Origin of the sequence: Bacillus sp. NPDC060175, assembly GCF_042728695.1 — a bacterium.
GTDB lineage: Bacteria > Bacillota > Bacilli > Bacillales > Bacillaceae_G > Bacillus_A.
Window position 1 is genome coordinate 96,731 of the sequence record NZ_JBHWYR010000005.1, and the last position, 23,713, is coordinate 120,443.

A 23,713-nucleotide genomic window follows, 5' to 3' on the forward strand; every position below is an offset into this window, starting at 1 on the left:
CTCAACTTTATTTGAGCTCCGTTTTTACTTTAATCATATGATATGCTTTTAGTTATTACTCTTACCAAAAATCTCTTCTTGCAGACGACGACCTGTTGGTGTTGCCGCAAGTCCACCTTCTGCTGTTTCACGAAGTGCTACTGGCATCGTTTGTCCAATTCTAAACATCGCCTCAATGACTTCATCACATGGAATTGTACTAGTTACACCAGCTAATGATAAATCAGCTGAAATCATGGCATTCGCAGCTCCTGCTGCATTACGTTTTACACAAGGTACTTCTACAAGCCCTGCAACAGGATCACATACTAAACCAAGCATATTCTTTAATGAAATCGCCATCGCTGTAGCTGCTTGATCTTGTGTTCCACCAGCCATCTCAACTGCTGCTGCCGCTGCCATTCCACTTGCTGAACCTACTTCAGCTTGGCAACCTCCTGCAGCGCCGGAAATACAAGCATTATTCGCAACAACCATACCGAAAGCTCCTGCTGTAAATAAAAATTCAATCATTTCTTCACGTGTAGGCTGTAATTTTTCTTTAAGTGCAAACAGTACACCTGGCACTGTTCCAGCAGAACCTGCTGTTGGTGTTGCACAAATGATTCCCATCGCTGCGTTTACTTCATTTGTCGCAACCGCTTTACTCACTGCGTCCAAAATTGTATCCCCAGATAAGCCTTTTCCGCTCTTCATATACTCTCGAACTTTCACAGCATCTCCGCCAGTTAAACCCGTCGGTGATTTTACACCACGAATACCACGTTCTACTGCTTGTTCCATCACGACTAAGTTCTTTTCCATACCAGCAATTACTTCTTCACGTGAAATACGTCTTGTATCCATTTCACATTGAATCATAATTTCTGCGATTTTTACATTTTGCTCTTTAGCTTGCGCCACTAGTTCCGCTGCGTTCCGAAACATGGTGTTTCCCCCCTGCAATTAATCCATAATAGTTACTTGGCAAATATTTTGTTGTCCATTTATTTCTTCAATCACTTCATCTGCTAATAATTCATCTGTTTCAATGACCATAAGCGCTCTTCTTCCTTTTTCTTTACGAGAAACACTCATTGTACTAATGTTAATCTCATGCTTAGCAAGGATTGAAGCTACAGCTGCGATAGCACCAAAGCGATCGTTATTTACAATAAGTAGTGCTGGACTCGTGCCTGTTAATTGAAGATCGAATCCGTTTAATTCTACAACTTCAATTTTACCGCCACCAATTGAGCAAGCAACAACTTCAATTTCCTCTTCACCTTTATACAGACGAATTTTCGCTGTATTTGGATGCGGAGCATTTGCATCTTCTTCAATAAATTCCACTTCAATCCCGCGTTCTTTTGCAATATCTAACGCACTTGGAATACGTAAATCATCTGTTTCAAATCCTAGTATTCCACCGATTAGCGCTACATCGGTACCGTGACCACGGTATGTTTTTGCAAATGAACCATATAATGAAATGCTAACTCTCTCTGGCTCATGACGAAACAGCTGACGAGCAACTTGCCCCATTCTTGCCGCGCCTGCTGTATGTGAACTTGATGGACCAATCATAACTGGACCAATAATATCAAACACTGAGCGGTACTTCATCATAACTCCCCCTAAACCTCTATGAAAATTTTTTCTACTATTCTATTAAGCTGCCACATCTGTTGCTTTTTCAGCCGTACCACGAATTTGCTCCGCTGTACGAATTGGATAGTTTTTGAATAGCAGTGAACCAATATATCCTGAAATAATACCAGATACCATAATACATAAGAAACATAACGTTACTTTCATTGGATCATTAAATCTAATCCTTCTGGTACACATTTTTCAATTTGTTTTACTAAAAATGATATAAGATAACCAGTAATAAAGCCTGGTAGCAATCCAAAGTTTAACACAGAAGCCCCTACAAGCATAGCATAAACAGGTGATACACCCATTGCTAATGCAACTAAAGTTGCACCGGCTACCCCGCCTAGACTACCTGCTGATTGTCCAACCTCTTTTAAAAATGGTATACCAATTAAATCTCCATGATGCCCTCTCCCTTTTTAGTCAATTTCGTTTGTTACGAAAAATGGCTAAAACGCACGCTGTAACTTACTATAAATTATAATGTGCCCTCATTATAGCTTGTTTTTTATGAAACGCTTACTTTTATTGAATTTTAAAATTTCTGAATAAAAATCCGTTTTTCCTATTTGTATCACTTGTATGTCGTCCTACTTATATAACAGTTTTTCTAAATAATCGATATTATATATTTTTATCCTATATCTCTAAACCATTACAACTTTCTGTGTTATCCAATATAAATATAAAATGATAACAGTTTTAGTAAAAAAAAATTTTATTATAAATAAAAAAAATGGCAAACATATGTCACCATTTTTTTGAACATTACTTTTCTACTGGAAATGATTTCAAATCCATCGCGATTTCTGTATTAGAAAATAACTCTCTTGCTTCTTTCAGCAATTCCTTATATGTATCTCCTTGATAACGAGAACTAATATGTGTCAATATTAATCGCTTTACATTTGCATTTAATGCAATACGCGCAGCTTGTTCTGTTGTTGAATGGAAATAGTCATGTGCTTGCTGTTCATCTTCTGCCGCAAAAGTCGCTTCATGAACAAGTACATCAGCATCTTGCGCAAGCTCTCTACTCGCTTCGCAATATCGTGTATCGCCTAAAATTGTAATAACTCTGCCTTTTTGAGGCGGGCCGATAAAATCTTTTCCATTTAACACTGTGCCATTCTCTAATTCAACTACTTCACCATCTTTTAAGCGTTTAAAAACTGGACCAGGTTTCACACCCATTCCCAGTAATTTATCCACTAAAAGAGCTCCCTGTATATCTTTCTCTACAATCCGATATCCGAAACATTCGATTCCGTGTGATAACCTTTTTGTTTCTACACAGAATTCATTATCCTCAAACACAATACCTTCTTCCGTAATCTCAACGATTTCAAGTGGATATTTAACATGTGTCGTACTTACTAATAATGCTACTTCAATAAATTGTTTAATTCCTTTTGGGCCGTACACTGTTAACGGCGTCGTTCCTCCTTGAAAAGAACGGCTCCCTAATAAACCAGGCAGACCAAAAATATGATCTCCATGTAAATGGGTAATAAATATTTTTTCAATGCGTCTTGGGCGTACAGATGTATGTAAAATTTGATGCTGAGTCGCTTCACCACAGTCAAATAGCCATGTTTGCCCTCGTTCTTCTAGCAATTGTAAGGCGATTGCTGAAACGTTCCTTCCTTTTGAAGGAACACCTGCACCAGTTCCTAAAAATACAAATTCCACTTTCTTTCCTCCAGCTCTTTATATAATCTATCTTTCATCTTACGGAATGTTATTTCAAATGGCAAATTGAATTTACATAACCAATCATCTAGACAACTATATAACACGAACATTCAAAATAAAAAACTTAACAATCATTCGTGTTTTGTAGTAATATAACTATATCACATATAAAGGGAGCGTTTTATTATGAAAGAAGTATTTCGTTTACAAACTGATTTTTCATCTTCATTTGATCGCTGGGTAAGTTCTTTCGTTTCTGATCACCCAGCACAACTAGAGTGGACGACTTTAAAAGAATTAATTCATGAATATACAACATCGCATACAAATGAGACGTTACCAACATATATTTCTTCGGCTTTAACATATTACGCACAACGCGTTTCAACAGCAAGTAATTCAGAGATTGTTATTTTTGAAAACCCTACAATCTCATAATCTATAAAAAAAAGCACTGTGATCAGTGCTTTTTTTTATGTTCATTAATTTTTAATTTTCACATCTTATTTCATACTATATACCAATCATAAATCTATTTAATTTTTCAAAAAAACAGATTAAAAAGATATTGACACTATGATTTTACAGTGCTAACATTCAACATGTAATTGAATATGGTCTCTGTTAGGTGAGGCTCCTGTATAGAGAAACGCTGCTGCCCAAAAATGTCGAGAGACGCCAATGGGTCAACAGGAAAGGTCGGAATGAAGGCCTTTCTTAACGTAGCTGGTTTCAGTACCTATGCTATACAGTGCTAAAACTCAACGAGGGAGAGGTGCGTATGTTTTGTCATACACAAAAACTGTTTTTATCTATGTTTAATAACAGTCTTTGTTGTTGACTCTTTTTGACTACGAATTCAGACCTTTACTCGTTTTGAGTAAAGGTCTTTTTTATATCTTTATGCACCTTACTATGAAACAAACATAGCATATTCAGAAACTACTAATTGTACGGAGGTGAGGAACAGTGGCAAGTGATGATTCGGCCCAGATACCCATATGTTTTACGTTAATATTTCACCATGTAGGTAGGAAAGAAGCTGTTCCTCCCAACTTTAAATAGTCGAGTAACAGATTGTTTCCTCCTTCATGAAAGAGGAGGAACTACCAATGTTAAATTTACAAAGACAAGAAACAAAGCATGCTTACGATCAAGATAGCATGAAAGCAAATAACGAATTATTAGTGGAAGTTGCAACACAGGATGTAAACTCTGCATTAAAACTCTTAGAAACAACACAAGATGGACTCTCTAAACAAGAAGCGTCTCGTAGACTTTCTTTATATGGTCCGAACGAAATTGCTCATAATAAAACATTGCCATGGTATATTCAATTTCTGATGGCATTTAAAAATCCATTTATTTTTGTTTTATTGGCTCTTGGAGCACTCTCTTTTTTCACAGATGACATACAAGGAACAATTGTCGTATCTGTAATGGTACTGCTAAGTGCAACGATTCGCTTTCTACAAGAATTCCGCTCTCAGAAAGCGGCGGATAAGTTAAAGGCTATGGTTCGAACAACTGCGAGTGTCTTTAGAATAGATGGATTTGTACACGAAACAAAAAACGTAACCAATTTAAACCGTAATCATACAATGGAAATTCCAATTGAAGAACTTGTACCTGGCGATATTATTTCACTTTCAGCTGGTGATATCGTTCCAGCTGATGTGCGTATTTTATCCGCTAAAGATTTATTTGTTAATCAATCTTCTTTAACAGGGGAAGCACTTCCTGTAGAAAAATACGAGAACTGCTACCATACGGAAAATAAACATATATTACCGAAAAACATGAAAAGAAATTACAATCCGCTCGATATGGAAAACCTTTGCTTTATGGGTACAAATATTGTTAGCGGTAGCGCAAAAGCTGTTGTTGTTTCAACTAGTACGGATACGTATTTCGGCTCTTTAGCAAAAAAGGTTATCGGAAAACGTGCAGAAACAAGCTTTGATAAAGGCGTAAACAAAGTAAGTTGGCTCTTAATCACATTCATGCTTATTATGGCACCCATTGTCCTTCTCATTAATGGATTCACAAAAGGAGATTGGCAAGAAGCTTTCTTCTTTGCTATTGCCGTTGCAGTTGGTCTTACACCTGAAATGTTACCAATGATTGTAACTGCTAATTTAGCTAAAGGTGCCGTGAACATGTCTAAAGAAAAAGTAATTGTAAAACAGCTAAACTCAATTCAAAACTTAGGTGCTATGAACATCCTTTGCACGGATAAAACTGGAACTTTAACAGAAGATAAAGTCGTCCTTGTTCGTCATTTAGATCCTAATGGAAATGAATGCAATCGCGTCTTACAATTTGCATATTTAAATAGCTTCTATCAAACTGGATTGAAAAATTTAATAGATAAAGCTGTCATTGAACATACAGAGGAAAACCATAAGTTTGATCCATCAACTTTTCAAAAGCTAGATGAAATTCCATTCGATTTCGCTCGTCGTCGCATGTCTGTTATCGTGAAAGATATTTCAGGTGAACAGACAATGGTTTGTAAAGGTGCCGTAGAAGAAATTTTATCAATTTGTAATTACACTGAAGTGGATGGGCAAATTGTCCCTCTTACTGAAGAAATGAGAGCAAATGTAAAACATCTTAGCGAAACTTTAAACAGTGAAGGAATGCGTGTCATTGCTGTAGCATACAAGAAAGATAACAAACCTTATCATAAAGCTTATGCAGTACAAGATGAATCCGCTATGATCCTTACTGGATATATCGGCTTTTTAGATCCGCCTAAACCATCTGCTGCTTCTGCAATTCAAGCATTGCATAAACACGGCGTACAAGTGAAAATCTTAACGGGCGATAACGAAATTGTTACAAGAAAAGTTTGTAAAGAAGTGGGATTAAATATAGGTGAGCCTGTCCTTGGTTACGAAATTGATTCTTTACCAGATAAAGCATTAGCGAAACTAGCAGAAGAAACAACAGTGTTCGCAAAACTAAATCCAATGCAAAAGTCCCGCATCATTCGTGTATTGCAAGGTAATGGTCATACTGTAGGTTATATGGGGGATGGTATTAACGATGCCGTTGCACTACGTGATGCTGATGTTGGAATATCTGTTGATACTGCTACTGACATTGCAAAAGAATCTTCCGATATTATTCTACTTGAAAAAAGTTTAACTATATTAGAAGCAGGTATTTTAGAAGGACGCACTACTTTCGGCAATATTTTAAAATATATAAAAATGACAGCTAGCTCTAACTTCGGAAATGTATTTAGTGTATTAGTGGCAAGTGCTTTCATTCCATTCTTACCGATGCTTGCAATTCATCTGTTAATTCAAAACTTACTTTATGATATTTCACAGCTTTCAATTCCATGGGATAAAATGGATAAGGAATTTTTAGAGAAGCCTAGAAAATGGGATACTGCAAACTTGCGTAACTTCATTATTTGCATCGGTCCAATTAGCTCTATATTCGATATTATCACATTCGTTGTCATGTGGAATGTATTCGGTGCAAATACACCTGGAGAACAATCACTATTCCAATCAGGTTGGTTTGTCGTTGGGCTACTAACTCAAACATTAATTGTTCATATGATCAGAACACAGAAGATTCCGTTCATTCAAAGTACAGCATCAATACCAGTTCTTTTATTAACCGCTTGTATTATGGCAATCGGAATTTATATTCCATTCTCACCACTTGGTGCAGCAATTGGTTTACAAGCATTACCACTAAGCTACTTCCCGTGGCTCATAGGAATATTATTAGGTTATGCTTTCTTAACACAATTCCTGAAAAAACTTTATATTAAAAAATTTCATAGCTGGTTGTAAAAATAATAATGAGTGGGTATTCTCCACTCATTATTTTAAAAACATAACATAATCATTACTTAAATGTATGGAGGTGACTATGATGGTATGGTATGACATTGTATTAAGATTATTTATAGCAATTATTGTAGGAGCTTGTATCGGAATGGAAAGACAATGGAGACACCGAATGGCTGGTCTACGGACAAATGCTCTCGTATCACTTGGTGCCTGTATATTTGTTTTATTATCCGTCATGCTTGATCATGATGCTAGTCCGTCACGCATCGCTGCTCAAGTTGTTAGTGGTATTGGCTTCTTAGGGGGCGGCGTTATTATCCGCGATGGTTTTAGTATTAGAGGCCTAAATACTGCGGCTACTTTATGGTGTGCAGCTGCTGTTGGTACTCTTACAGGTGCGGGTTTCCTCGTTGCAGCTATATTAGGCGCAACCGGCGTGTTACTAGCAAATATACTCCTTCGCCCAATCGCTCTATTTATGAACAATAAATCAAAAGAAGAATCACCTGAACAAACAAATTACTTCCTTTCTCTTACTTGTTCAGAAGAAAATGAAGCACATATTCGTTTTTTACTCATGCACATGGTAAGTTCTGAAGGTCTCGGTTTAAAAGAATTGTATAGTGAAGATGTTGATTCTAATCAAAAAGTATGTATACAAGCCACATTACATTGCAAGACAAATGCGGCTGTCTTAATTGAAAAAATAGTAAGTAGAATGCTTTTGGAATCTGGTGTTACTGCTGCAGGCTGGAAAACTTCATTAGATTTAGAGGCAGGTTAAATACAAAAAGTGTCATGATATAAATCCATTTTTTGGTTTCCATCTTTTAAGCAACGGCTGGATACTCTTTTCTATCTAAAAAGAAAGGGGGTATATTCATGACACCTTTTACATACATCCATTTTTTGTCTTCAATTTATACACAAAATGGATAATCAAAAACAACCCATACCCGTTTGATTTTTTTGTTTTAATTTGGCATGGGGCCGAAAAAGGATCTGACCGCTTCTACGCATGGCCGGATTCCCTCTTCCATCTAAAAAAAGAAGGTTTTACATTCATGACACCTTCTACATAAACTTATTTTCTAATTTTTGCTGAAACGACTTCTCTTGCTTACGCAATAATTGACTACCTCGCTGTAAAAGAGGTGTTCCGTACTTATCATTAATTTGATCAATAACAGCGAGTAACGGCTCTTCTTTCGCATCTTCTTCAAATGAAAATAAATCTAACTGTTTCACTGATTCTGTCTTCCACTCTAATTCAGTAGCTGTAACACCTAACAAACGAACAGAATCACCATCCCAGTGTTGCTTCCATAAACGTGATGCTGCTTGGAAAATAACCCGTTCTTCCCATATTGCATTTTTCAATTGTTTACTCCGTGTTACTGTGCGACGATCATGGTATTTAATCATAATTTGAATGTTATAACTAACGAGAGTTCGTTTTTGTAGCCTTTTGCTTACTGATTTCGATAATCTTTCTAACATATCAAGTAATTCTTTTTCTTCGTCCATATCCTTTGAGAAAGTCATAGAATTTCCAACGCTTTTATGTTGTCCCATTTGATTCGGGTCAACTTCCCTGTCATCCATACCTTTTGCACGTTTTTGTAAATCAACACCATGCTTTCCAATTTTAGCGCGAATGATATGCTCGTCTCCTTTTGCTAACTGTTCAATTGTATGTATATGAATGTCTTTTAGTTTTTCAGCTGTTTTTTCTCCGATTCCATGCATCTCTGCAACTGATCGTGGCCAAATAATTTCTGGGATATCACGTTTTCGGAGTACTGTAATACCAAGAGGTTTTTTCATATCTGAAGCAGTCTTTGCTAGGAAAAGGTTTGGGGCAATCCCAATGCTACATGGAAGCTGTAACTCTGTTACTAACGCTTGTTGAATCATCTTCGCTATTTCAAGAGGCGAACCGAGCGCATAGCAATCTGTAATATCTAAATACCCTTCATCTATAGAAAACGGTTGTATTTTCTCTGTAAAACGGGAAAGAATTTGAAACATTTGAAATGAAGCTTCTCGATATAATGTAAAATTAGGGTGCCTCACAACTAATTGCGGACATAATCGCTTCGCTTCCCATAGAGGCATCGTCGTACGTATTCCATATTCTCTCGCCTCATAACTACATGTTATGATAATTCCTTTTCTCTCTTTTTCATTCCCCGCAATCGCTAATGGCTTTCCTTGTAATGATGGGTCATGAGCAATTTCAACAGATGCGAAAAAACAATTCATATCTACATGTAAAATAACACGACCATTTTTCGGATACATTTCTCGCATAATACTCACCCCTTAAAGAACATTTGTTCCTTCATTATATCAAATTTATTTACAAGTTATAATAATTATTGGCTTTTCTCTATCTATTTTTTGCTATACTGTACGTAACAAATGGATATTATTGTAAAGGAGATGAATCGTTATGAAACAACATAATAAACTCAATTATGTATTTATTATTATTATAGTAATCCTTGCGATTAATTATTTGTTACTTCCCCTTTTTAACATTAACATTTACGCTTTAGGAATCTTCTCTCATTTCATACGTTTTACAACAACTTATGTACTTCCATGGGTCTTCTTATATTGGCTTATCCGCCTTGTGAAAGCAATTGAATCAAAATAAAAAAAGACGTGTAAACCATAATTGGTTCACACGTCTTTTTGACTTTATTACTTACTTCGCTACTTCTTCGATAATAGCTACTACTAATTCTGCTGTTTTCGCTAATTCTTCAACAGGAATTTTTTCATTTGTTGTATGAATTTCTTCATAACCAACTGCTAAATTAACTGTTGGGATACCGTGTCCTGCGATTACGTTCGCATCACTTCCGCCACCACTTTGGTGAAGAGAAGGCGTGCGACCGATGTTTTCAGCTGCACGTTTCGCAACTTCTACAACGTGATCGCCAGCAGCAAACTTAAATCCTGGATACATAACGTTTACTTCAACGTCTGCATGACCACCCAGTTCTTTTGCAGTTGTTTCAAATGCTTCTTTCATTTTTGCAACTTGTGCTTCCATTTTCTCATTTATTAAAGAACGAGCTTCTGCAAAGATTTGAACATGGTCGCAAACGATATTTGTTTGTGTACCACCTTCAAAACGTCCAATATTTGCAGTTGTTTCAGAATCGATACGACCAAGTGGCATCTTTGCGATTGCTTTTGCTGCGATAGTAATTGCAGATACACCTTTTTCTGGTGCTACGCCAGCATGAGCTGTTTTCCCGCGAATAATCGCATTCACTTTCGCTTGTGTTGGCGCTGCAACTACAATTTCACCAACTTTTCCATCACTATCTAATGCATAACCATATTTTGCTGTAATACGCTCACGGTCTAACGCTTTTGCACCAATAAGACCAGATTCTTCTCCAACTGTAATTATAAATTCAATTTTACCATGAGGAATGTTTTTCTCTTTTAAGACACGAATCGCTTCAAACATAGATGCTAATCCTGCTTTGTCATCGGCTCCTAAAATTGTAGTACCATCTGATACGATATATCCATCTTTAATAGAAGGCTTAATTCCATTACCAGGAACTACTGTATCCATATGAGAAGTGAAATAAATTGTATCAACACCGTCTTTTGTTGCTGGTAAAGTACAAATTAAGTTACCTGCACCATGACCAGTCACACCCATCGTGTCATCCTCAAATACTTCTACACCTAAAGCAGTAAATTTTTCTGTTAACACTTTGCAAATTTCTGCTTCAAATTTTGTTTCAGAATCTACTTGTACTAACTCCATAAATTCATTTACTAAACGTTCTTGATTAATCATAAGACTGCGCCTCCTGCACTACCATTATGTATGTAACAACATTAATTATAACAGAATTTCGCAAAAGTTTCGAAATACAAGACAAAAAACAGATGGTTAACACATCTAGATACCCATCTGCCTTCTATTACTCGTTTAACAATACCCAGCGCATATGATCTTCCCAGATGCCATTTACCATTAGCATTTTTCGAGATACACCTTCATATTGAAATCCTATCTTCGTCACTACTTGTATAGATGCTAAATTTCGTGGCATAACTGGTGCTTCTATACGATGTAAATGAAATTCTTCAAATGTAACTTGAATTGCTTTTCTAAGCGCTTCTGTTGTGTAACCTTTATTCAATTCTTCCTTATCTAATTTATAACCGAGTACACAAGATTGATAAATTCCGCGAACAATTAAATTAAATGATATACAACCAATTATTTTCGTATCATCACCCTTTTTAAAAATCCATAGCCTGATGATTTTACCTTCTGCAAACTCTTTTCTATCCTTTTGCAACTTTTTCTTTTGATAATCTAATGTGAAAAAATCCTCCGGTCTATACTCTTCCCAAGCTTTTAAAAATTCACGATTTCTGTCGTAATATTGAAGAACTTTTTCAGTATACGACTCATCAATTTCCCTTAAATGTAAACGATTTGTTTCGTATATTTTCATCATTGTATCTCCATTCTTCAGCTTGCATAACAAAAAATTAATAATCTATCTTTTAACATATTCTCTACGTATGCTCAAATTTCCTGTAATATTTTGCACCCCCTTCCCGAATTTTGTCCTTTCTCTCCCCTTGTCCATAATTTCATTTCTCGTTACAATGAAATTGTACTGATTTGCAAGGAGGTTTAACTATGCATAAAAAAGCTCAAAAAATTATGGTTTATATAATGCTAATTTCTATGCTTGTAACAACATTACTTACTGGCGCAAGTATGTTTTGGTAAAAAGGACGATTCACTCGTCCTTTTTTTACTGCTTACATATACAAAATAGACCATCTCGAAATCGAGATAGTCTATCTTGTATTGAACATTTTATTTTATATATATTACAATTGCTACAATGCTAAAGGAAAAGGCCATTACAAGTGCTATTACAAAACTTGTATATTGTTTCTGCTGAAATGCCCCAATAACAAAAGTAAGATTGAGTAATGCCATAAATACAATCGCTACAACGTAAGAGCATATGTTAAAAGTTGCCAATATGAATGTAATAACAAATAGAAAACCAACACAAAACTGCATGTAAGAAATTTTTGGATTTAAATACATATGAGCAACCCCTTTACTCAATTATCTTTATATATTCTCATTAACGCATGGTTATGTACACATGTCAAGACAACTTATAGAAAAGAAAAAAGCCAACCGTTTCGTTGACTTTTCCAAATACTATGGCCCCTTTTTCCTTCGCCAATTGCTGAAATGTTTTTTTCGATTTCACAATCGATACTTTCGTTCCAAGTGGAATACGATCAAACAAATATTCCACATCGTGTTTCTTCATTCTTATGCATCCTTGCGAAATATATTTTCCAATTGAACTAGGCTGGTTTGTCCCGTGTATCCCATACTTACTTCCATCCGTTCCTCTTGCATTAAATCCCATCCACCTCGATCCAAGTGGATTTTTTGGAGAGCCCCCAGGAATATCCTTCGCAATATAATATGGATCCTTCGCCTTCAATACAATGTCAAAGGTTCCTTCTGGGGTTAATTCATTTGTTTTCCCTGTCGCTACTGGAAAAACCTTTTGGATCTTCCCATCATCAATGTAAGCTAGTTTATTCGTTGCTTTATTTACAATTATATAAGGATCTCCAGCACGTGGGTTATCACCAAGAGGCCAGATTGGTGATAACGAAAGACATAATAATAAAGAAAGAAGATACGGCATACATAATTCCTACCTTCTAAATAAGTTCTTTTATATTATCCTTTCCCTTAAAACGACTTTTAATGAGTAAATATTGCTCCATTTCATAAACAAGTTGAACGAGTTTTGCACGTATTTCAAATTCTTCTCGCGAGACTGGTAAAGGCATTTCTCTGAATACTTCTCGCATTTCTTGAAGTTGTCTTAACGAAATGACCCCTGTACTTTCAGGACGAATAGAATTCCCTATATTTTCAATTACGTCTGCAATCATATCAGCTTGTTCATATGTCCAAGATAGTGATGCAGCTAATGGTATCATTCGCTCCAAAATTTCAAATTGTTGCATACGCATATTAAAATAACGATAGTAATAGTCATCTTCTCGCATAAATGCATTCTCAAGTTTTTTAAATGATAAATCTTTTGCTTCTTTCAGCATCATTTCTGTTTCAATTAATTCGGCCCCACTCCAATTACTATCTCGATTTCGTAAATAAACGACCATTTCAAACAAAATCGTTCTGAAATGGTCTTCTATTTTCCCTTGATACTCTTTCAGTTTATTCTCACTGCTTGGCATGTACATGTTTACTAATAAAGCGACACTAATTCCAATCGTTAATATAGCAATTTCATTACCAACTATAGACCATGTAATTTGCTTTAATGAATACAGATGCATAACGATAACCGAACTCGTGACAATCCCTTCTTGAATTTTGCACATAACTGCAGTCGGAATAAAGGTAAGCAGCAATACGCTAATCGCAAGTGGTGTATAACCAATCGTTTCAAAAATACAAAACGCAAACACCATCGATAGTACACAAGCTAAAAAACGGTGCAACGATACTTGAACGGATTTTCGTTTCGTATTTTGCACGCATAAAATGACTAAAATACCAGCTGAACTATAAAATTCTAATCCTAATAGCTGAGCAATAAAAACTGCCGCACCCGTTCCAAGCGCTGTTTTCACTGTTCTATATCCAATTTTAAACATATCATTACTCCTATATGTATAAATGTATTTAAAAATAGTATAAAAAAAGGATGACGCAATGTCATCCTTTTCTACCTATTATTCACGTACCCTTCACATATTACAATATCTTTTGCAAAAATTCTTTTGCACGGTCACTTTTTGGTGCTGTAAAAAACTCTTCTGGATTACTATCTTCTACGAGCTTTCCACCATCTAAAAAGAGAACGCGATCTGCCACTTCTTTTGCAAATCCCATTTCATGTGTAACGATTGCCATTGTCATTCCTGTCGTAACTAATGATTTCATAACTTCTAACACTTCTTTCACCATTTCTGGATCTAGCGCAGAGGTCGGTTCATCAAATAACATAACTTCCGGTTCCATCGCTAGTGCCCTCGCAATTGCTACACGTTGCTTTTGTCCTCCTGAAAGACGATTGGGATATGCATCTTTCTTATCTAATAACCCTACTTTTTCTAAAAGTTTCTCAGCTTTTTTTTCAGCCTCTTGCTTCGTCACTCCTTTTACATTGATAGGAGCATACGTAATATTTTCTAATACAGTCATATGAGGGAATAAGTGAAAATGTTGAAATACCATTCCGACATTTTCACGAACGTGCATAATATTTGTTTTCGGATTCGTTACTTCTTCCGTTCCAATCCAAATGTGACCAGCTGTCGGTGCTTCTAGTACATTCATACAGCGTAAAAACGTTGACTTTCCAGATCCAGACGGTCCGATAATTGCAACAACTTCTCCTTTTTCAATCGTTGTTGTAATTCCTTTTAATACTTCATTTTTTCCAAATGATTTATGAAGGTTGTCAATTTTAATCACTTTTCTTCATTCTCCCTTCAATTGCCTTCCCGACTAATGTAAGAATAATTACTAATATATAATAAATAAGTCCAACAAACAGTAATGGCTCAAGATATTTAAATGTTTCACCGCCTACAATATAAGCGCGGCGCATTAAATCAGTCGCTCCTATTACAGTTACTACAGCCGACTCTTTCGTAAGTGTCGCAAACTCATTCACAAGCGCTGGTAATATATTTTTTAAAGCTTGAGGAAAAATAATATTTCTCATCATTTTACTGTACGGAATACCTAAAGCCATTGCTGCTTCTGTTTGCCCTTTATCGACCGCTTGGATGCCGGCACGGATGACTTCTGACATATATGCACCTGAATTTAAGCTAAATGCTAGTACAGCTGCTAAAAAGGCTGGTATCTCATAATCCATCATTTGCGGAACACCGAAATAAATAATCATTAATTGCAATACAAGTGGTGTGCCACGAAATATTGATGTATAAATATCTGCTGCAATGTTTAGTACTCGTATTCTAGCAATTTTACACAGTGCTAATAACGTACCTAAAATAAATCCTACCACAGCTGATGCAGCTACAATTTTCAATGTAACTTCTAAGCCCTTTAATATATATGGTATTGAAGGCGTAATTGCCGAAAAATCTAGATTCATCCTTTTCATTCCCCTCACAGAAAAGTGAAAGGCAGCTTATTTTCCGCTGCCAAACCATTTCTTCACTAATTTATCCATTTCTCCATTTTCTTGCATTTTCTTAATTACTTTATTAAATTCTTCTGTTTTATCACTGTTTTTCGCAAGAGCAATTGCTGCACCTACTTCTTCTGGTGCTTCTTGAATTTCAATTCCTTGTAGTTCTTTCATTTTTTCTAAATAATTTTTTGCAACTGTGTCTTCTATAATTGCAGCGTCAAAACGACCAGCTTTAATTTCTTGTACGATTTCTGGTATACGGTCACGTCCCTCAGCTTTGAAATCGACTTGTTTTTTAAATTCTTCTGCTTTTTCTTCTTGGATTGATCCTGTTTGTACCCCTACTTTTTTTCCTTTCAAATCTTCTAATGATTTAATATTAGAGCCTTTTTTTGAAACAATCATATTTTTAGCAACAAAATAAATATCTGTGAAATCAGCATTATTTTTACGCTCTGCAGTTGGCGTCATACCTGCCATAACGAAATCAACTTTCCCTGAGCTAAGAGATGCTAATAATCCTCCAAAATCCATATCTTTCACTTTTACTTCATACCCAAGTTCTTTTCCGATATATTTTGCAATATCAACATCAAAGCCGATAATTTCATCACTTTTTGAAGCTTCCACGTATTCATACGGTTTATAGTCTGCTGAAGTCCCCATAACTAGTACTTTTTTATTTTTGCCATTCGCCTTTTCTTCCCCATTACTACAAGCACTGAACATACTTACAATTAAAATAAGTGCAAATGATATTGATACTAACTTCTTCATCTTTCTTCCCCCTAATAATGTATATTTAAAAGTTTAATAGAATATTTATTCGATGTTTGTATTGTATCAGTAGTTTTATTTTTATGCAATATATAAAATAAAAATAAATAAAATGGCATTAATAATAACGTTTCTCATGTATAAAAACATGCATAAAAAGAAAAACCTATGCATGTTTCAGCATTTTGAATTCTAAATAAAAAAAGGCGGTACATCCACTTGATCGTGGACGTACCGCCTTTTCGCTTATTTATAGTTCTTCGCAATTATTTTCGAAATAAGATTGTAATTTCGCAATGACTTGCATTGGTTCATGACCTTCAATTTCATGACGTTCTACCATCGTTACAATTTTTCCATCTTTCAACAAAGCAAATGATGGAGAAGAAGGTGGATATCCTTCGAAATATTCACGTGCTCTTGCTGTTGCTTCTTTATCTTGACCTGCAAACACCGTTACAAGATGGTTAGGACGTTTATCATAATGTACGGAATGCGCAGCAGCAGGGCGAGCAATGCCACCTGCACAACCACATACAGAGTTTACCATTACAAGTGTTGTACCATTTCTTTTAAATGCTTCTTCTACTGCTTCCGGCGTCGTCAATTCTGTATATCCAGCAGAGACAATCTCTTCACGCGCTTGACGGACAACATCATTCATAAAAAAGTTAAAGTTAATCAATCTTTTCCCTCCTCTAAAATTACCTATTTGTATCTTACCAGTTAATGTTTATGAAATACAAGTAAACTTACTTGTATTTGGGCATAGAAAAGGTGTTAGAGCTCTTGCTCTAACACCTTTTCTTAATGGCCACGATGCTTTTGCTTTGCTTTTTGTACTTTTATAAAACGTTTTCGCTGCTTTTCTGCTTCTCGTCTCTCTTTAGATTGCACTTTCCTATCTTGTTTGTGCAGTTCATAAGATAAACTAATTGCTTCTTGCGCCTTTGTAAAACGTTTTACATTTACTTCTTTTGCCGCTTGTCGTATGATACGTTTTATATTTTTGGAACGCAGTTTTTCTTTAACTTCCACACCGCATTTTGCGACGTGCTGGAAATATGCTAACATTGGACCATTCACAAATATAAGTATTTCCTCATCTGATGGTTCCATTCCAAAAATATACCTTGCTCCATACAATTTCCCTTTTTCTTTATGCGTAATAATTCCTACAAAAAATTGACCATCGTGATATACTGTCAAATCCATTGACAGCCCCTCCTTTAAAAAAAATTAGAAATACTGGACATCCCGGAGGGGAAGGTTACTGACATGAAATCATGCGTCTGGACTACCGACCAGAACTGTGTTTTTGTATTTCTTTCACTATTATTATATCCTTTTTTCCATAATCTTCATATATTCAACAATCATTTTTTTATGCGATCCTACAATATAGTCAGGTAGTTCTGTTACTGGGAAGAATTTAAGCTGAACCGCTTCTTCTTTATTCATAACAAAATCACCTTCGTATTCATCCGTATAATAGGCTGTCGTTACGGATTGAAATTCATCACCGTTTGCTAATTTTGTAAAATAGTTCGCTCCAGAAAATACATTGATTAATCGCAAATTCTTTACTTCTATTCCTGTCTCTTCGTATACTTCACGGTAAGCTGTTTCCTCTGGTGATTCACCAAACTCCATTAGCCCACCAGGCAGCCCCCATTTTCCGTACGGCTCTGTTCTTTGCTGTAATAATACATATCCACTTTCATTTATAACGAGTACAACAGCACCAACTAAAATTAAAGGGCGATGACCAACTATTTTTCGTAATTCTTCTACATATCCCATCGTATCGCCTCCTTTTTCGTTGTCCACACTATTGTATCATATGTATGAAACGACAAAATGCGTATATTTTTCATTTTTTTAACAAAATATTTATTTTATGTGCTTCATCTACTGTAGCTAACATAATGGATTCAATTTCTGCATTCTTCTCTAAAAACTCTTTCGCCCACTCTTCTGTTTTTCCTACTAAAGCGAGAACGTCCTGCTGAATTCTTCCATCCTTCACTAAAATAAAAGCAACTGGAGATTTTTTCCCCGCCACTTTAAGATCAAGCCGAGAAACTGCTTCATATTCTGGATACTGAAATATAGAAACAACACCACTTGCTTCCCATAATGCTAATTTAATCGTTTGAATATCGCTCACATTTCGCATGCGAAGTTCCGAAAATAAATATTCCGCCGTAATTCTCGCCTTTTTCAAATTGCTAAAATCAATGGCACCATTGTGTATAAGAATAATAGGTGCAGGCTCTAAAAAGCGTCTCCATCTATCCCATTTCAACATTAAAACAGAGCTTATAATATGAAGTACAACTAGTATAAAAGTTGTAATCATTGAACCGAGTAATCCGACCTTTTCATCAGATAGCGCATTAGAAATATTCCCACCAAGTAATAACACTAATACAACATCTAAAAAGCGAAGTTGTGCGATGGATCTTTGTCCCATCGATTTCGCAACTAATATTAAAAATGTGTACGCTATAATAGCTCGAACAACCCATTCACCGTTAGAAAGATGCCGTGCTCCTTCAAAAATATGCATATGCATCACTTTGCACTCCTTACATCCCAAACTGCTAGTCTGTTTTAGTTTGCAACGTTTAGGAGCATATATGTAAAAAAGCTGGTTCGTTTAAAAACGAACCAGCTTTTTTACTTAACTGAAAACATATATTTTTTATACGTTTTCCGTACCGATAATATGAGCCCCATCATAATCATATTCGAGAATAAGGAACTTCCCCCATACGATAAGAAAGGTAATGCAATCCCTTTTACAGGCATTAATCCAACGATCATACCAATATTTTGGAATATTTGAACCGTTAGTATTCCTATTGATCCAGCACATAATAATGTACCAAATAAATTATCAGCAGAATAACCGATAATAATTGTTCGATATAGTAGTAACAGGAACAAGAACACAACTAACGCCGCTACTATAAATCCACCTTCTTCGGCAATTGTAGCGAAAATAAAGTCAGTGTGTTTCTCTGGAATATAGACGTTCCCTTCACCAAATCCTTTCCCTTCCATACCTCCACTACCTACAGCTAAAATCGATTGCTGTGTTTGATAGCCTTGATCTGTATGTTCAAATGGATCTAACCAACCTAAAATTCGTGATTGTTGGTGAGGTTTTAGTAAAGTAACTAAATTATTAAAGAAGAAATCCTCATACCTTACGTAAATAAATATTAACGCAGATACTATGGTCACCGGAATAATTGTACATAACGCTATCAATTTCTTCTGAATACCTGACATAAATAAAATACATGCAATTGCAGCAGCATATAAGAACACCATACCTGTATCCGGTTGGCTATATACAACAGCCGTAGGAGGAATAGCTACTAACATTACCTTTCCTATTAATATTAGGTCTGTTTTAAATGTTCGAACCATATACTGTGCATTATGCTTTACTGCTAAATTTGCTACTAACATAACCAGTGCAATTTTGAAAAACTCCGACGGTTGAATAGATCCAATTACCGGAAACCTAAACCATCTTTTCGCCCCAAGTATTTCAGGTGTAAAGTTTGAAACTGGTAATATCTTCAACAAAATAATCGAAGCAAATGTAGCAATATACAATGGCCAAGATAGTTTTTGTAGCTGATCTGAATCAACACTTGCAACAAGAAGTAACATTACAATCCCAATTATGTAGTTAACACCTTGTTTCAGAGCAAAATTCTCAGCCCCATATTGTCCAGTTTGCTGACTGCTATATATAGCCGTTATACTTGTAACACATAATGCACACAAAATTAAAATTAATTTTACATCTAAACTTTTTAAAAACTCGGTACTTCTTTTCATGACATCCTCCTGAAACATTGTTACAGCAAAATAAAAAACCAGGAGTCAACATTCTTCATGTTTTGACGACTGATTACACATTATCTATAAAACACTTATATAGAATAACTCTCTTTTTCATACAATACAATATATTATACTACAGTTTCGTCAGTAAGATTTGCCAAAAAAATTATTCTTTTCTTATTTTATATCTATATACCATATATCAGCAATGTATTTTCGCAAATTCCTAATACATGATCATTCATTGTAAGATTACTGGGAAAGGTTTGTACATATAGTAGGATACAAATGAAGAAATGAAATAATAAAAAGCTCGCAAATGCGAGCTTTTTATTAATATACAGATGTATTGTTCTCTGACACGTTTTCTAAAATTTCTTTTACACGTCCTAAGAATTTACCACAAATTAAACCATCAAGTACACGGTGATCAAGTGATAAACATAAGTTAACCATGTCACGAGCACCGAACATACCGTTATCCATAATTACTGGGCGTTTTACAATTGATTCAACTTGTAAAATAGCCGCTTGTGGGTAATTAATAATGCCCATGGATTGAACAGAACCGAATGATCCTGTGTTATTAATTGTAAATGTTCCGCCTTGCATTTCGTCCGCTTTTAACGATTTCGTGCGTACTTTTCCTGCAAGTTCTGTAATTTCACGAGCGATACCTTTAATTGTTTTCTCGTCCGCTTGCTTAATTACTGGTACAAATAACTCTTCTTCTGTTGCAACAGCGATAGAAAGATTAATGTCTTTCTTCTGAACGATTTTATCGCCAGCCCACATTGAGTTAATTTGAGGATATTCTTTTAACGCTTGTGCTACTGCTTTTACGAAGAAAGCAAAGAACGTTAAGTTAAAGCCTTCACGCTTTTTGAAATCGCCTTTAATTGAGTTACGGTATGACACAAGGTTTGTCACATCTACTTCAATCATCATCCAAGCATGAGGTGCCTCGTGTTTACTGCGTAACATATTTGCTGCAATTGCTTTACGCACACCTGTTACCGGAATCTCGATATCTCCAGGCATTGTCGGCACAGAAACTGGTTTTGCAGCTTCTACTTTTGACGCTACCGGTGCTACTGCCGCTGATTTTGGTGCTTCTGGACGCGCTGCTACCGCAACAACTTCCTCTTTCTTCGCACCTGCTTGCGGAATATTTCCAGATTCCACTAGCTTTAAAATATCTTTACGAGTAATACGGCCATTTGCCCCCGTACCTTCTACTAAATCTAAATCAACGTTATGCTCACCCGCAAGTTTTAACACAGCTGGTGAAAAACGTGGTTTTCCATCAGTTGGCTGTTTTGCCTTCGGTGCTTTTTCAGGCGTAGTTACTTCTGCTTTTGGTTCTTCTTTCGTTTTTTCCTCTACAGTTGTTGCTGCTACTTCATCTGCGCCTTCTACTTGAATGACACAAACAACTTCACCTACAGCTAACGTCTCACCTTCGCCAGCTATTAACTCTTTCACAATACCAGTGAAAGAAGATGGTACTTCGGCATTTACTTTGTCCGTCATTACTTCTGCAAGCGGATCATACTTGTTTACGTGATCGCCAACATTAACGAGCCATTTACTAATTGTACCCTCTGTAACGCTCTCCCCGAGCTGAGGCATTGTGATATTTTCTACAGCCATGTATAGTCCCCCCGATTAAAATTCCGCAAGTTCACGCATTGCTTTTTCAACTTTATCTGGATTTACCATAAAGAATTTTTCCATTGTTGGTGCATATGGCATTGCCGGAACGTCTGGGCCTGCAAGACGTGCGATTGGCGCATCTAAATCAAACAGACAATTTTCAGCAATAATCGCTGCCACTTCACTCATAATACTTCCTTCTTTGTTGTCTTCTGTTACAAGAAGAACTTTACCTGTTTTAGAAGCTGCTTCAATAATCGCTTCTTTATCTAACGGATATACCGTTCTTAAATCAAGAATGTGTGCAGAGATTCCATCTTGTGCTAACTTCTCAGCTGCTTGAAGAGCAAAGTGAACACATAATCCGTAAGTGATAACAGTAATATCATCACCTTCGCGTTTCACATCTGCTTTTCCGATTGGTAATACATAGTCATCTTCTGGCACTTCACCTTTAATTAAGCGATATGCACGCTTATGTTCAAAGAATAATACTGGATCTTCATCACGAATTGCAGCTTTTAATAAGCCTTTTGCATCATATGGTGTAGAAGGGATAACAATTTTTAAACCTGGTTGGTTTGCAAACATCGCTTCTACAGATTGTGAATGATACAATGCACCATGAACACCGCCGCCAAATGGCGCACGCACTGTAATTGGACAAGTCCAATCATTATTAGAACGATAACGAATTTTTGCTGCCTCAGAAACAATTTGGTTTACTGCTGGCATGATGAAATCAGCAAACTGCATTTCAGCAATTGGACGCATACCATACATTGCCGCACCAATTGCTACCCCAGCAATTGCAGATTCTGCAAGCGGTGCATCAAGCGCACGGTCTTCACCAAATTGATCATACAAACCGTGTGTCGCTTTAAATACGCCACCTTTTTTACCAACATCTTCTCCTAATACGAATACTTTCTCATCGCGTTCCATTTCTTCGCGCATTGCTAATGTAATAGCATCAATATAAGACATTACAGCCATGAAACGTTCCCCCCTATTCTGCGTATACGTGCTTCAATGCATCTTCAGGTGCTGCATACGGAGCATTTTCTGCATATTCTGTTGCTTCGTTTACGATATGCATAATTTCATCTAACATTTGTTTTTCAAATTCCTCAGTTAACACGCCAACTTCTTTTAAATAAGCTGCAAATGTTATTATTGAATCTTTTTTCTTCGCTTCTTCTACTTCTTCTTTATCACGGTAAACACGATCATCGTCGTCACTAGAATGTGCTGTTAAACGATATGATACTGCTTCAATTAAAGTCGGGCCTTCACCACGACGGCCACGGTCTGCTGCTTCTTTTACAGCTTTATATACTGCAAGCGGATCGTTTCCGTCTACTGTATATCCTGGCATACCGTAACCAATTGCACGATCTGATACGTTTTTACATGCTAATTGTTTTTCAACCGGAATAGAGATTGCATATTTATTATTTTCACACATGAAAATAACAGGTAGTTTGTGTACACCAGCAAAGTTTGCACCTTCATGGAAATCACCTTGGTTGGAAGAACCTTCTCCGAATGTAACAAACGTTACTAAATCTTTCTTCTCCATTTTTCCAGCTAATGCAATACCAACTGCATGAGGTACTTGTGTTGTTACTGGAGATGAACCTGTAACAATACGGTTTTTCTTTTGACCGAAGTGACCAGGCATTTGACGACCACCAGAGTTTGGATCTCCAGCTTTCGCGAAAGCAGATAACATAAGCTCTTTAGCTGTCATACCAAACGCTAATACAACACCCATATCACGGTAGTATGGTAATGCATAATCTTTCTCTCTATCAAGAGCGAATGATGCGCCAACTTGTGCAGCCTCTTGTCCTTGACAAGAAATTACGAATGGAATTTTACCTGCACGATTTAATAACCACATACGTTCGTCGATTTTTCGCGCAAGTAACATCGTACGATACATCTCTAATACTTGCTCATCACTTAAGCCAAGCTCTTCATGGCGCTTTTCTTTTACTTCTGCCATTTTTCATAACC

Annotated in this window: 27 protein-coding genes and 1 riboswitch; of the genes, 5 read left to right on the forward strand and 22 right to left on the reverse strand. The window is 36.2% G+C overall.

All coding sequences use genetic code 11. The features are described 5' to 3' along the window. Nucleotides 1–48 precede the first annotated feature (48 nt). From sdaAA to rnz, 5 genes are all read right to left on the reverse strand, one after another. A complete protein-coding gene (gene sdaAA, locus ACFWDE_RS04535; RefSeq protein WP_002145856.1) occupies nucleotides 49–927 on the reverse strand; it encodes an L-serine ammonia-lyase, iron-sulfur-dependent, subunit alpha in 879 nt (292 codons plus the stop codon). An 18-nt stretch (nucleotides 928–945) separates the two neighbouring features. Then, nucleotides 946–1,605 (reverse strand): L-serine ammonia-lyase, iron-sulfur-dependent subunit beta, encoded by a 660-nt coding sequence (gene sdaAB, locus ACFWDE_RS04540; RefSeq protein ID WP_002145855.1) that lies wholly within the window; start codon nucleotides 1,603–1,605, stop codon nucleotides 946–948. A 45-nt stretch (nucleotides 1,606–1,650) separates the two neighbouring features. Continuing rightward, a complete protein-coding gene (locus ACFWDE_RS04545) occupies nucleotides 1,651–1,797 on the reverse strand; it encodes a hypothetical protein (protein ID WP_377890386.1) in 147 nt (48 codons plus the stop codon). Next, complete coding sequence (locus tag ACFWDE_RS04550) at nucleotides 1,794–2,030, reverse strand: PTS sugar transporter subunit IIC (RefSeq protein ID WP_377890460.1); 237 nt, start codon at nucleotides 2,028–2,030, stop codon at nucleotides 1,794–1,796. Before ACFWDE_RS04550 ends, ACFWDE_RS04545 begins: the two co-directional genes overlap by 4 nt. Before the next feature lie 376 nt (nucleotides 2,031–2,406). Continuing rightward, nucleotides 2,407–3,330, reverse strand: a complete 924-nt coding sequence (gene rnz / locus ACFWDE_RS04555; RefSeq protein WP_016106118.1) for a ribonuclease Z — start codon at nucleotides 3,328–3,330, stop codon at nucleotides 2,407–2,409. A 189-nt stretch (nucleotides 3,331–3,519) separates the two neighbouring features. On the opposite strand from rnz, the gene ACFWDE_RS04560 reads away from it, so the two are divergent. From ACFWDE_RS04560 to ACFWDE_RS04570, 3 genes are all read left to right on the forward strand, one after another. After that, on the forward strand, nucleotides 3,520–3,771 hold the full coding sequence (locus tag ACFWDE_RS04560) for a DUF3932 family protein (protein ID WP_088292629.1): 252 nt from the start codon (nucleotides 3,520–3,522) through the stop codon (nucleotides 3,769–3,771). A 175-nt stretch (nucleotides 3,772–3,946) separates the two neighbouring features. Continuing rightward, nucleotides 3,947–4,114, forward strand: a riboswitch (M-box (ykoK) riboswitch). Nucleotides 4,115–4,445: 331 nt separating this feature from the next. Next, nucleotides 4,446–7,151, forward strand: coding sequence for a magnesium-translocating P-type ATPase (gene mgtA / locus ACFWDE_RS04565; RefSeq protein ID WP_377890389.1), 2,706 nt, complete (start codon nucleotides 4,446–4,448; stop codon nucleotides 7,149–7,151). Nucleotides 7,152–7,233: 82 nt separating this feature from the next. Then, nucleotides 7,234–7,935, forward strand: coding sequence for an MgtC/SapB family protein (locus tag ACFWDE_RS04570; RefSeq protein ID WP_033717706.1), 702 nt, complete (start codon nucleotides 7,234–7,236; stop codon nucleotides 7,933–7,935). 290 nt (nucleotides 7,936–8,225) lie between these two features. Here the strand turns inward: ACFWDE_RS04570 and ACFWDE_RS04575 are convergent, their stop codons facing one another. Next, a complete protein-coding gene (locus ACFWDE_RS04575; protein ID WP_377890391.1) occupies nucleotides 8,226–9,464 on the reverse strand; it encodes a DNA polymerase IV in 1,239 nt (412 codons plus the stop codon). 142 nt (nucleotides 9,465–9,606) lie between these two features. On the opposite strand from ACFWDE_RS04575, the gene ACFWDE_RS04580 reads away from it, so the two are divergent. Then, a complete protein-coding gene (locus ACFWDE_RS04580; protein WP_000809197.1) occupies nucleotides 9,607–9,813 on the forward strand; it encodes a hypothetical protein in 207 nt (68 codons plus the stop codon). A gap of 51 nt (nucleotides 9,814–9,864) precedes the next feature. Here ACFWDE_RS04580 and ACFWDE_RS04585 read toward each other — a convergent pair whose 3' ends face one another. Beyond that, complete coding sequence (locus tag ACFWDE_RS04585) at nucleotides 9,865–10,983, reverse strand: tripeptidase T (protein WP_377890393.1); 1,119 nt, start codon at nucleotides 10,981–10,983, stop codon at nucleotides 9,865–9,867. A gap of 127 nt (nucleotides 10,984–11,110) precedes the next feature. Continuing rightward, complete coding sequence (locus tag ACFWDE_RS04590) at nucleotides 11,111–11,656, reverse strand: GNAT family N-acetyltransferase (RefSeq protein ID WP_377890395.1); 546 nt, start codon at nucleotides 11,654–11,656, stop codon at nucleotides 11,111–11,113. Between the two features lie 188 nt (nucleotides 11,657–11,844). On the opposite strand from ACFWDE_RS04590, the gene prli42 reads away from it, so the two are divergent. Further along, nucleotides 11,845–11,937 carry a stressosome-associated protein Prli42 gene (gene prli42, locus ACFWDE_RS04595; protein ID WP_000549036.1) on the forward strand — a complete coding sequence of 31 codons (93 nt, stop codon included), beginning with the start codon at nucleotides 11,845–11,847 and terminating at the stop codon, nucleotides 11,935–11,937. A 90-nt stretch (nucleotides 11,938–12,027) separates the two neighbouring features. Here prli42 and ACFWDE_RS04600 read toward each other — a convergent pair whose 3' ends face one another. The 14 genes from ACFWDE_RS04600 to bfmBAA all read right to left on the reverse strand — a co-directional run bounded on the left by ACFWDE_RS04600 (nucleotide 12,028) and on the right by bfmBAA (nucleotide 23,702). Continuing rightward, on the reverse strand, nucleotides 12,028–12,267 hold the full coding sequence (locus tag ACFWDE_RS04600; RefSeq protein WP_002088543.1) for a DUF3894 domain-containing protein: 240 nt from the start codon (nucleotides 12,265–12,267) through the stop codon (nucleotides 12,028–12,030). Nucleotides 12,268–12,331: 64 nt separating this feature from the next. Continuing rightward, nucleotides 12,332–12,892, reverse strand: a complete 561-nt coding sequence (locus ACFWDE_RS04605) for a L,D-transpeptidase (RefSeq protein WP_219920071.1) — start codon at nucleotides 12,890–12,892, stop codon at nucleotides 12,332–12,334. A 16-nt stretch (nucleotides 12,893–12,908) separates the two neighbouring features. Beyond that, on the reverse strand, nucleotides 12,909–13,877 hold the full coding sequence (locus tag ACFWDE_RS04610; RefSeq protein ID WP_377890398.1) for an aromatic acid exporter family protein: 969 nt from the start codon (nucleotides 13,875–13,877) through the stop codon (nucleotides 12,909–12,911). 100 nt (nucleotides 13,878–13,977) lie between these two features. Then, entirely contained in the window at nucleotides 13,978–14,700 is a 723-nt protein-coding gene (locus tag ACFWDE_RS04615) for an amino acid ABC transporter ATP-binding protein (RefSeq protein WP_002160561.1), read from the reverse strand. Continuing rightward, nucleotides 14,693–15,352, reverse strand: a complete 660-nt coding sequence (locus ACFWDE_RS04620) for an amino acid ABC transporter permease (protein ID WP_105584570.1) — start codon at nucleotides 15,350–15,352, stop codon at nucleotides 14,693–14,695. The genes ACFWDE_RS04615 and ACFWDE_RS04620 overlap by 8 nt, the downstream gene beginning before the upstream one ends. Before the next feature lie 36 nt (nucleotides 15,353–15,388). Next, nucleotides 15,389–16,168, reverse strand: a complete 780-nt coding sequence (locus ACFWDE_RS04625; RefSeq protein ID WP_377890401.1) for a transporter substrate-binding domain-containing protein — start codon at nucleotides 16,166–16,168, stop codon at nucleotides 15,389–15,391. Between the two features lie 250 nt (nucleotides 16,169–16,418). Next, nucleotides 16,419–16,832 (reverse strand): BrxA/BrxB family bacilliredoxin, encoded by a 414-nt coding sequence (locus ACFWDE_RS04630; RefSeq protein ID WP_219921080.1) that lies wholly within the window; start codon nucleotides 16,830–16,832, stop codon nucleotides 16,419–16,421. Nucleotides 16,833–16,975: 143 nt separating this feature from the next. Next, on the reverse strand, nucleotides 16,976–17,383 hold the full coding sequence (locus ACFWDE_RS04635) for a YjdF family protein (protein ID WP_377890403.1): 408 nt from the start codon (nucleotides 17,381–17,383) through the stop codon (nucleotides 16,976–16,978). 123 nt (nucleotides 17,384–17,506) lie between these two features. Further along, on the reverse strand, nucleotides 17,507–17,971 hold the full coding sequence (locus tag ACFWDE_RS04640) for an NUDIX hydrolase (protein WP_377890405.1): 465 nt from the start codon (nucleotides 17,969–17,971) through the stop codon (nucleotides 17,507–17,509). A 70-nt stretch (nucleotides 17,972–18,041) separates the two neighbouring features. After that, complete coding sequence (locus ACFWDE_RS04645; RefSeq protein ID WP_002033965.1) at nucleotides 18,042–18,746, reverse strand: DUF421 domain-containing protein; 705 nt, start codon at nucleotides 18,744–18,746, stop codon at nucleotides 18,042–18,044. A gap of 104 nt (nucleotides 18,747–18,850) precedes the next feature. Beyond that, a complete protein-coding gene (locus ACFWDE_RS04650) occupies nucleotides 18,851–20,029 on the reverse strand; it encodes an FtsW/RodA/SpoVE family cell cycle protein (RefSeq protein WP_002138272.1) in 1,179 nt (392 codons plus the stop codon). Between the two features lie 339 nt (nucleotides 20,030–20,368). Then, the gene (locus tag ACFWDE_RS04655) at nucleotides 20,369–21,688 is read right to left on the reverse strand and encodes a dihydrolipoamide acetyltransferase family protein (protein WP_377890408.1); all 1,320 of its coding nucleotides are present in this window, start codon (nucleotides 21,686–21,688) and stop codon (nucleotides 20,369–20,371) included. Nucleotides 21,689–21,703: 15 nt separating this feature from the next. Next, on the reverse strand, nucleotides 21,704–22,687 hold the full coding sequence (gene bfmBAB / locus ACFWDE_RS04660) for a 3-methyl-2-oxobutanoate dehydrogenase subunit beta (protein ID WP_002122394.1): 984 nt from the start codon (nucleotides 22,685–22,687) through the stop codon (nucleotides 21,704–21,706). A 13-nt stretch (nucleotides 22,688–22,700) separates the two neighbouring features. Then, complete coding sequence (bfmBAA, locus tag ACFWDE_RS04665) at nucleotides 22,701–23,702, reverse strand: 3-methyl-2-oxobutanoate dehydrogenase subunit alpha (protein ID WP_215554134.1); 1,002 nt, start codon at nucleotides 23,700–23,702, stop codon at nucleotides 22,701–22,703. Nucleotides 23,703–23,713 lie beyond the last annotated feature (11 nt).

What these genes read in the sequence shown, in the direction of transcription:
- ACFWDE_RS04570 (WP_033717706.1), top strand. Translation starts at nt 7,234, where the DNA reads ATGGTATGGTATGACATTGTATTAAGATTATTTATAGCAATTATTGTA.
- ACFWDE_RS04605 (WP_219920071.1), bottom strand. Translation starts at nt 12,892, where the DNA reads ATGCCGTATCTTCTTTCTTTATTATTATGTCTTTCGTTATCACCAATC.
- ACFWDE_RS04620 (WP_105584570.1), bottom strand. Translation starts at nt 15,352, where the DNA reads ATGAATCTAGATTTTTCGGCAATTACGCCTTCAATACCATATATATTA.
- ACFWDE_RS04645 (WP_002033965.1), bottom strand. Translation starts at nt 18,746, where the DNA reads ATGCATATGCATATTTTTGAAGGAGCACGGCATCTTTCTAACGGTGAA.
- ACFWDE_RS04610 (WP_377890398.1), bottom strand. Translation starts at nt 13,877, where the DNA reads ATGTTTAAAATTGGATATAGAACAGTGAAAACAGCGCTTGGAACGGGT.
- mgtA (WP_377890389.1), top strand. Translation starts at nt 4,446, where the DNA reads ATGTTAAATTTACAAAGACAAGAAACAAAGCATGCTTACGATCAAGAT.
- bfmBAB (WP_002122394.1), bottom strand. Translation starts at nt 22,687, where the DNA reads ATGGCTGTAATGTCTTATATTGATGCTATTACATTAGCAATGCGCGAA.
- ACFWDE_RS04650 (WP_002138272.1), bottom strand. Translation starts at nt 20,029, where the DNA reads ATGAAAAGAAGTACCGAGTTTTTAAAAAGTTTAGATGTAAAATTAATT.
- sdaAA (WP_002145856.1), bottom strand. Translation starts at nt 927, where the DNA reads ATGTTTCGGAACGCAGCGGAACTAGTGGCGCAAGCTAAAGAGCAAAAT.
- ACFWDE_RS04575 (WP_377890391.1), bottom strand. Translation starts at nt 9,464, where the DNA reads ATGCGAGAAATGTATCCGAAAAATGGTCGTGTTATTTTACATGTAGAT.
- ACFWDE_RS04625 (WP_377890401.1), bottom strand. Translation starts at nt 16,168, where the DNA reads ATGAAGAAGTTAGTATCAATATCATTTGCACTTATTTTAATTGTAAGT.
- ACFWDE_RS04560 (WP_088292629.1), top strand. Translation starts at nt 3,520, where the DNA reads ATGAAAGAAGTATTTCGTTTACAAACTGATTTTTCATCTTCATTTGAT.
- ACFWDE_RS04600 (WP_002088543.1), bottom strand. Translation starts at nt 12,267, where the DNA reads ATGTATTTAAATCCAAAAATTTCTTACATGCAGTTTTGTGTTGGTTTT.
- ACFWDE_RS04585 (WP_377890393.1), bottom strand. Translation starts at nt 10,983, where the DNA reads ATGATTAATCAAGAACGTTTAGTAAATGAATTTATGGAGTTAGTACAA.
- ACFWDE_RS04630 (WP_219921080.1), bottom strand. Translation starts at nt 16,832, where the DNA reads ATGAATGATGTTGTCCGTCAAGCGCGTGAAGAGATTGTCTCTGCTGGA.
- ACFWDE_RS04640 (WP_377890405.1), bottom strand. Translation starts at nt 17,971, where the DNA reads ATGGGATATGTAGAAGAATTACGAAAAATAGTTGGTCATCGCCCTTTA.
- ACFWDE_RS04635 (WP_377890403.1), bottom strand. Translation starts at nt 17,383, where the DNA reads ATGGATTTGACAGTATATCACGATGGTCAATTTTTTGTAGGAATTATT.
- ACFWDE_RS04545 (WP_377890386.1), bottom strand. Translation starts at nt 1,797, where the DNA reads ATGAAAGTAACGTTATGTTTCTTATGTATTATGGTATCTGGTATTATT.
- sdaAB (WP_002145855.1), bottom strand. Translation starts at nt 1,605, where the DNA reads ATGAAGTACCGCTCAGTGTTTGATATTATTGGTCCAGTTATGATTGGT.
- ACFWDE_RS04580 (WP_000809197.1), top strand. Translation starts at nt 9,607, where the DNA reads ATGAAACAACATAATAAACTCAATTATGTATTTATTATTATTATAGTA.
- ACFWDE_RS04655 (WP_377890408.1), bottom strand. Translation starts at nt 21,688, where the DNA reads ATGGCTGTAGAAAATATCACAATGCCTCAGCTCGGGGAGAGCGTTACA.
- bfmBAA (WP_215554134.1), bottom strand. Translation starts at nt 23,702, where the DNA reads ATGGCAGAAGTAAAAGAAAAGCGCCATGAAGAGCTTGGCTTAAGTGAT.
- prli42 (WP_000549036.1), top strand. Translation starts at nt 11,845, where the DNA reads ATGCATAAAAAAGCTCAAAAAATTATGGTTTATATAATGCTAATTTCT.
- ACFWDE_RS04590 (WP_377890395.1), bottom strand. Translation starts at nt 11,656, where the DNA reads ATGATGAAAATATACGAAACAAATCGTTTACATTTAAGGGAAATTGAT.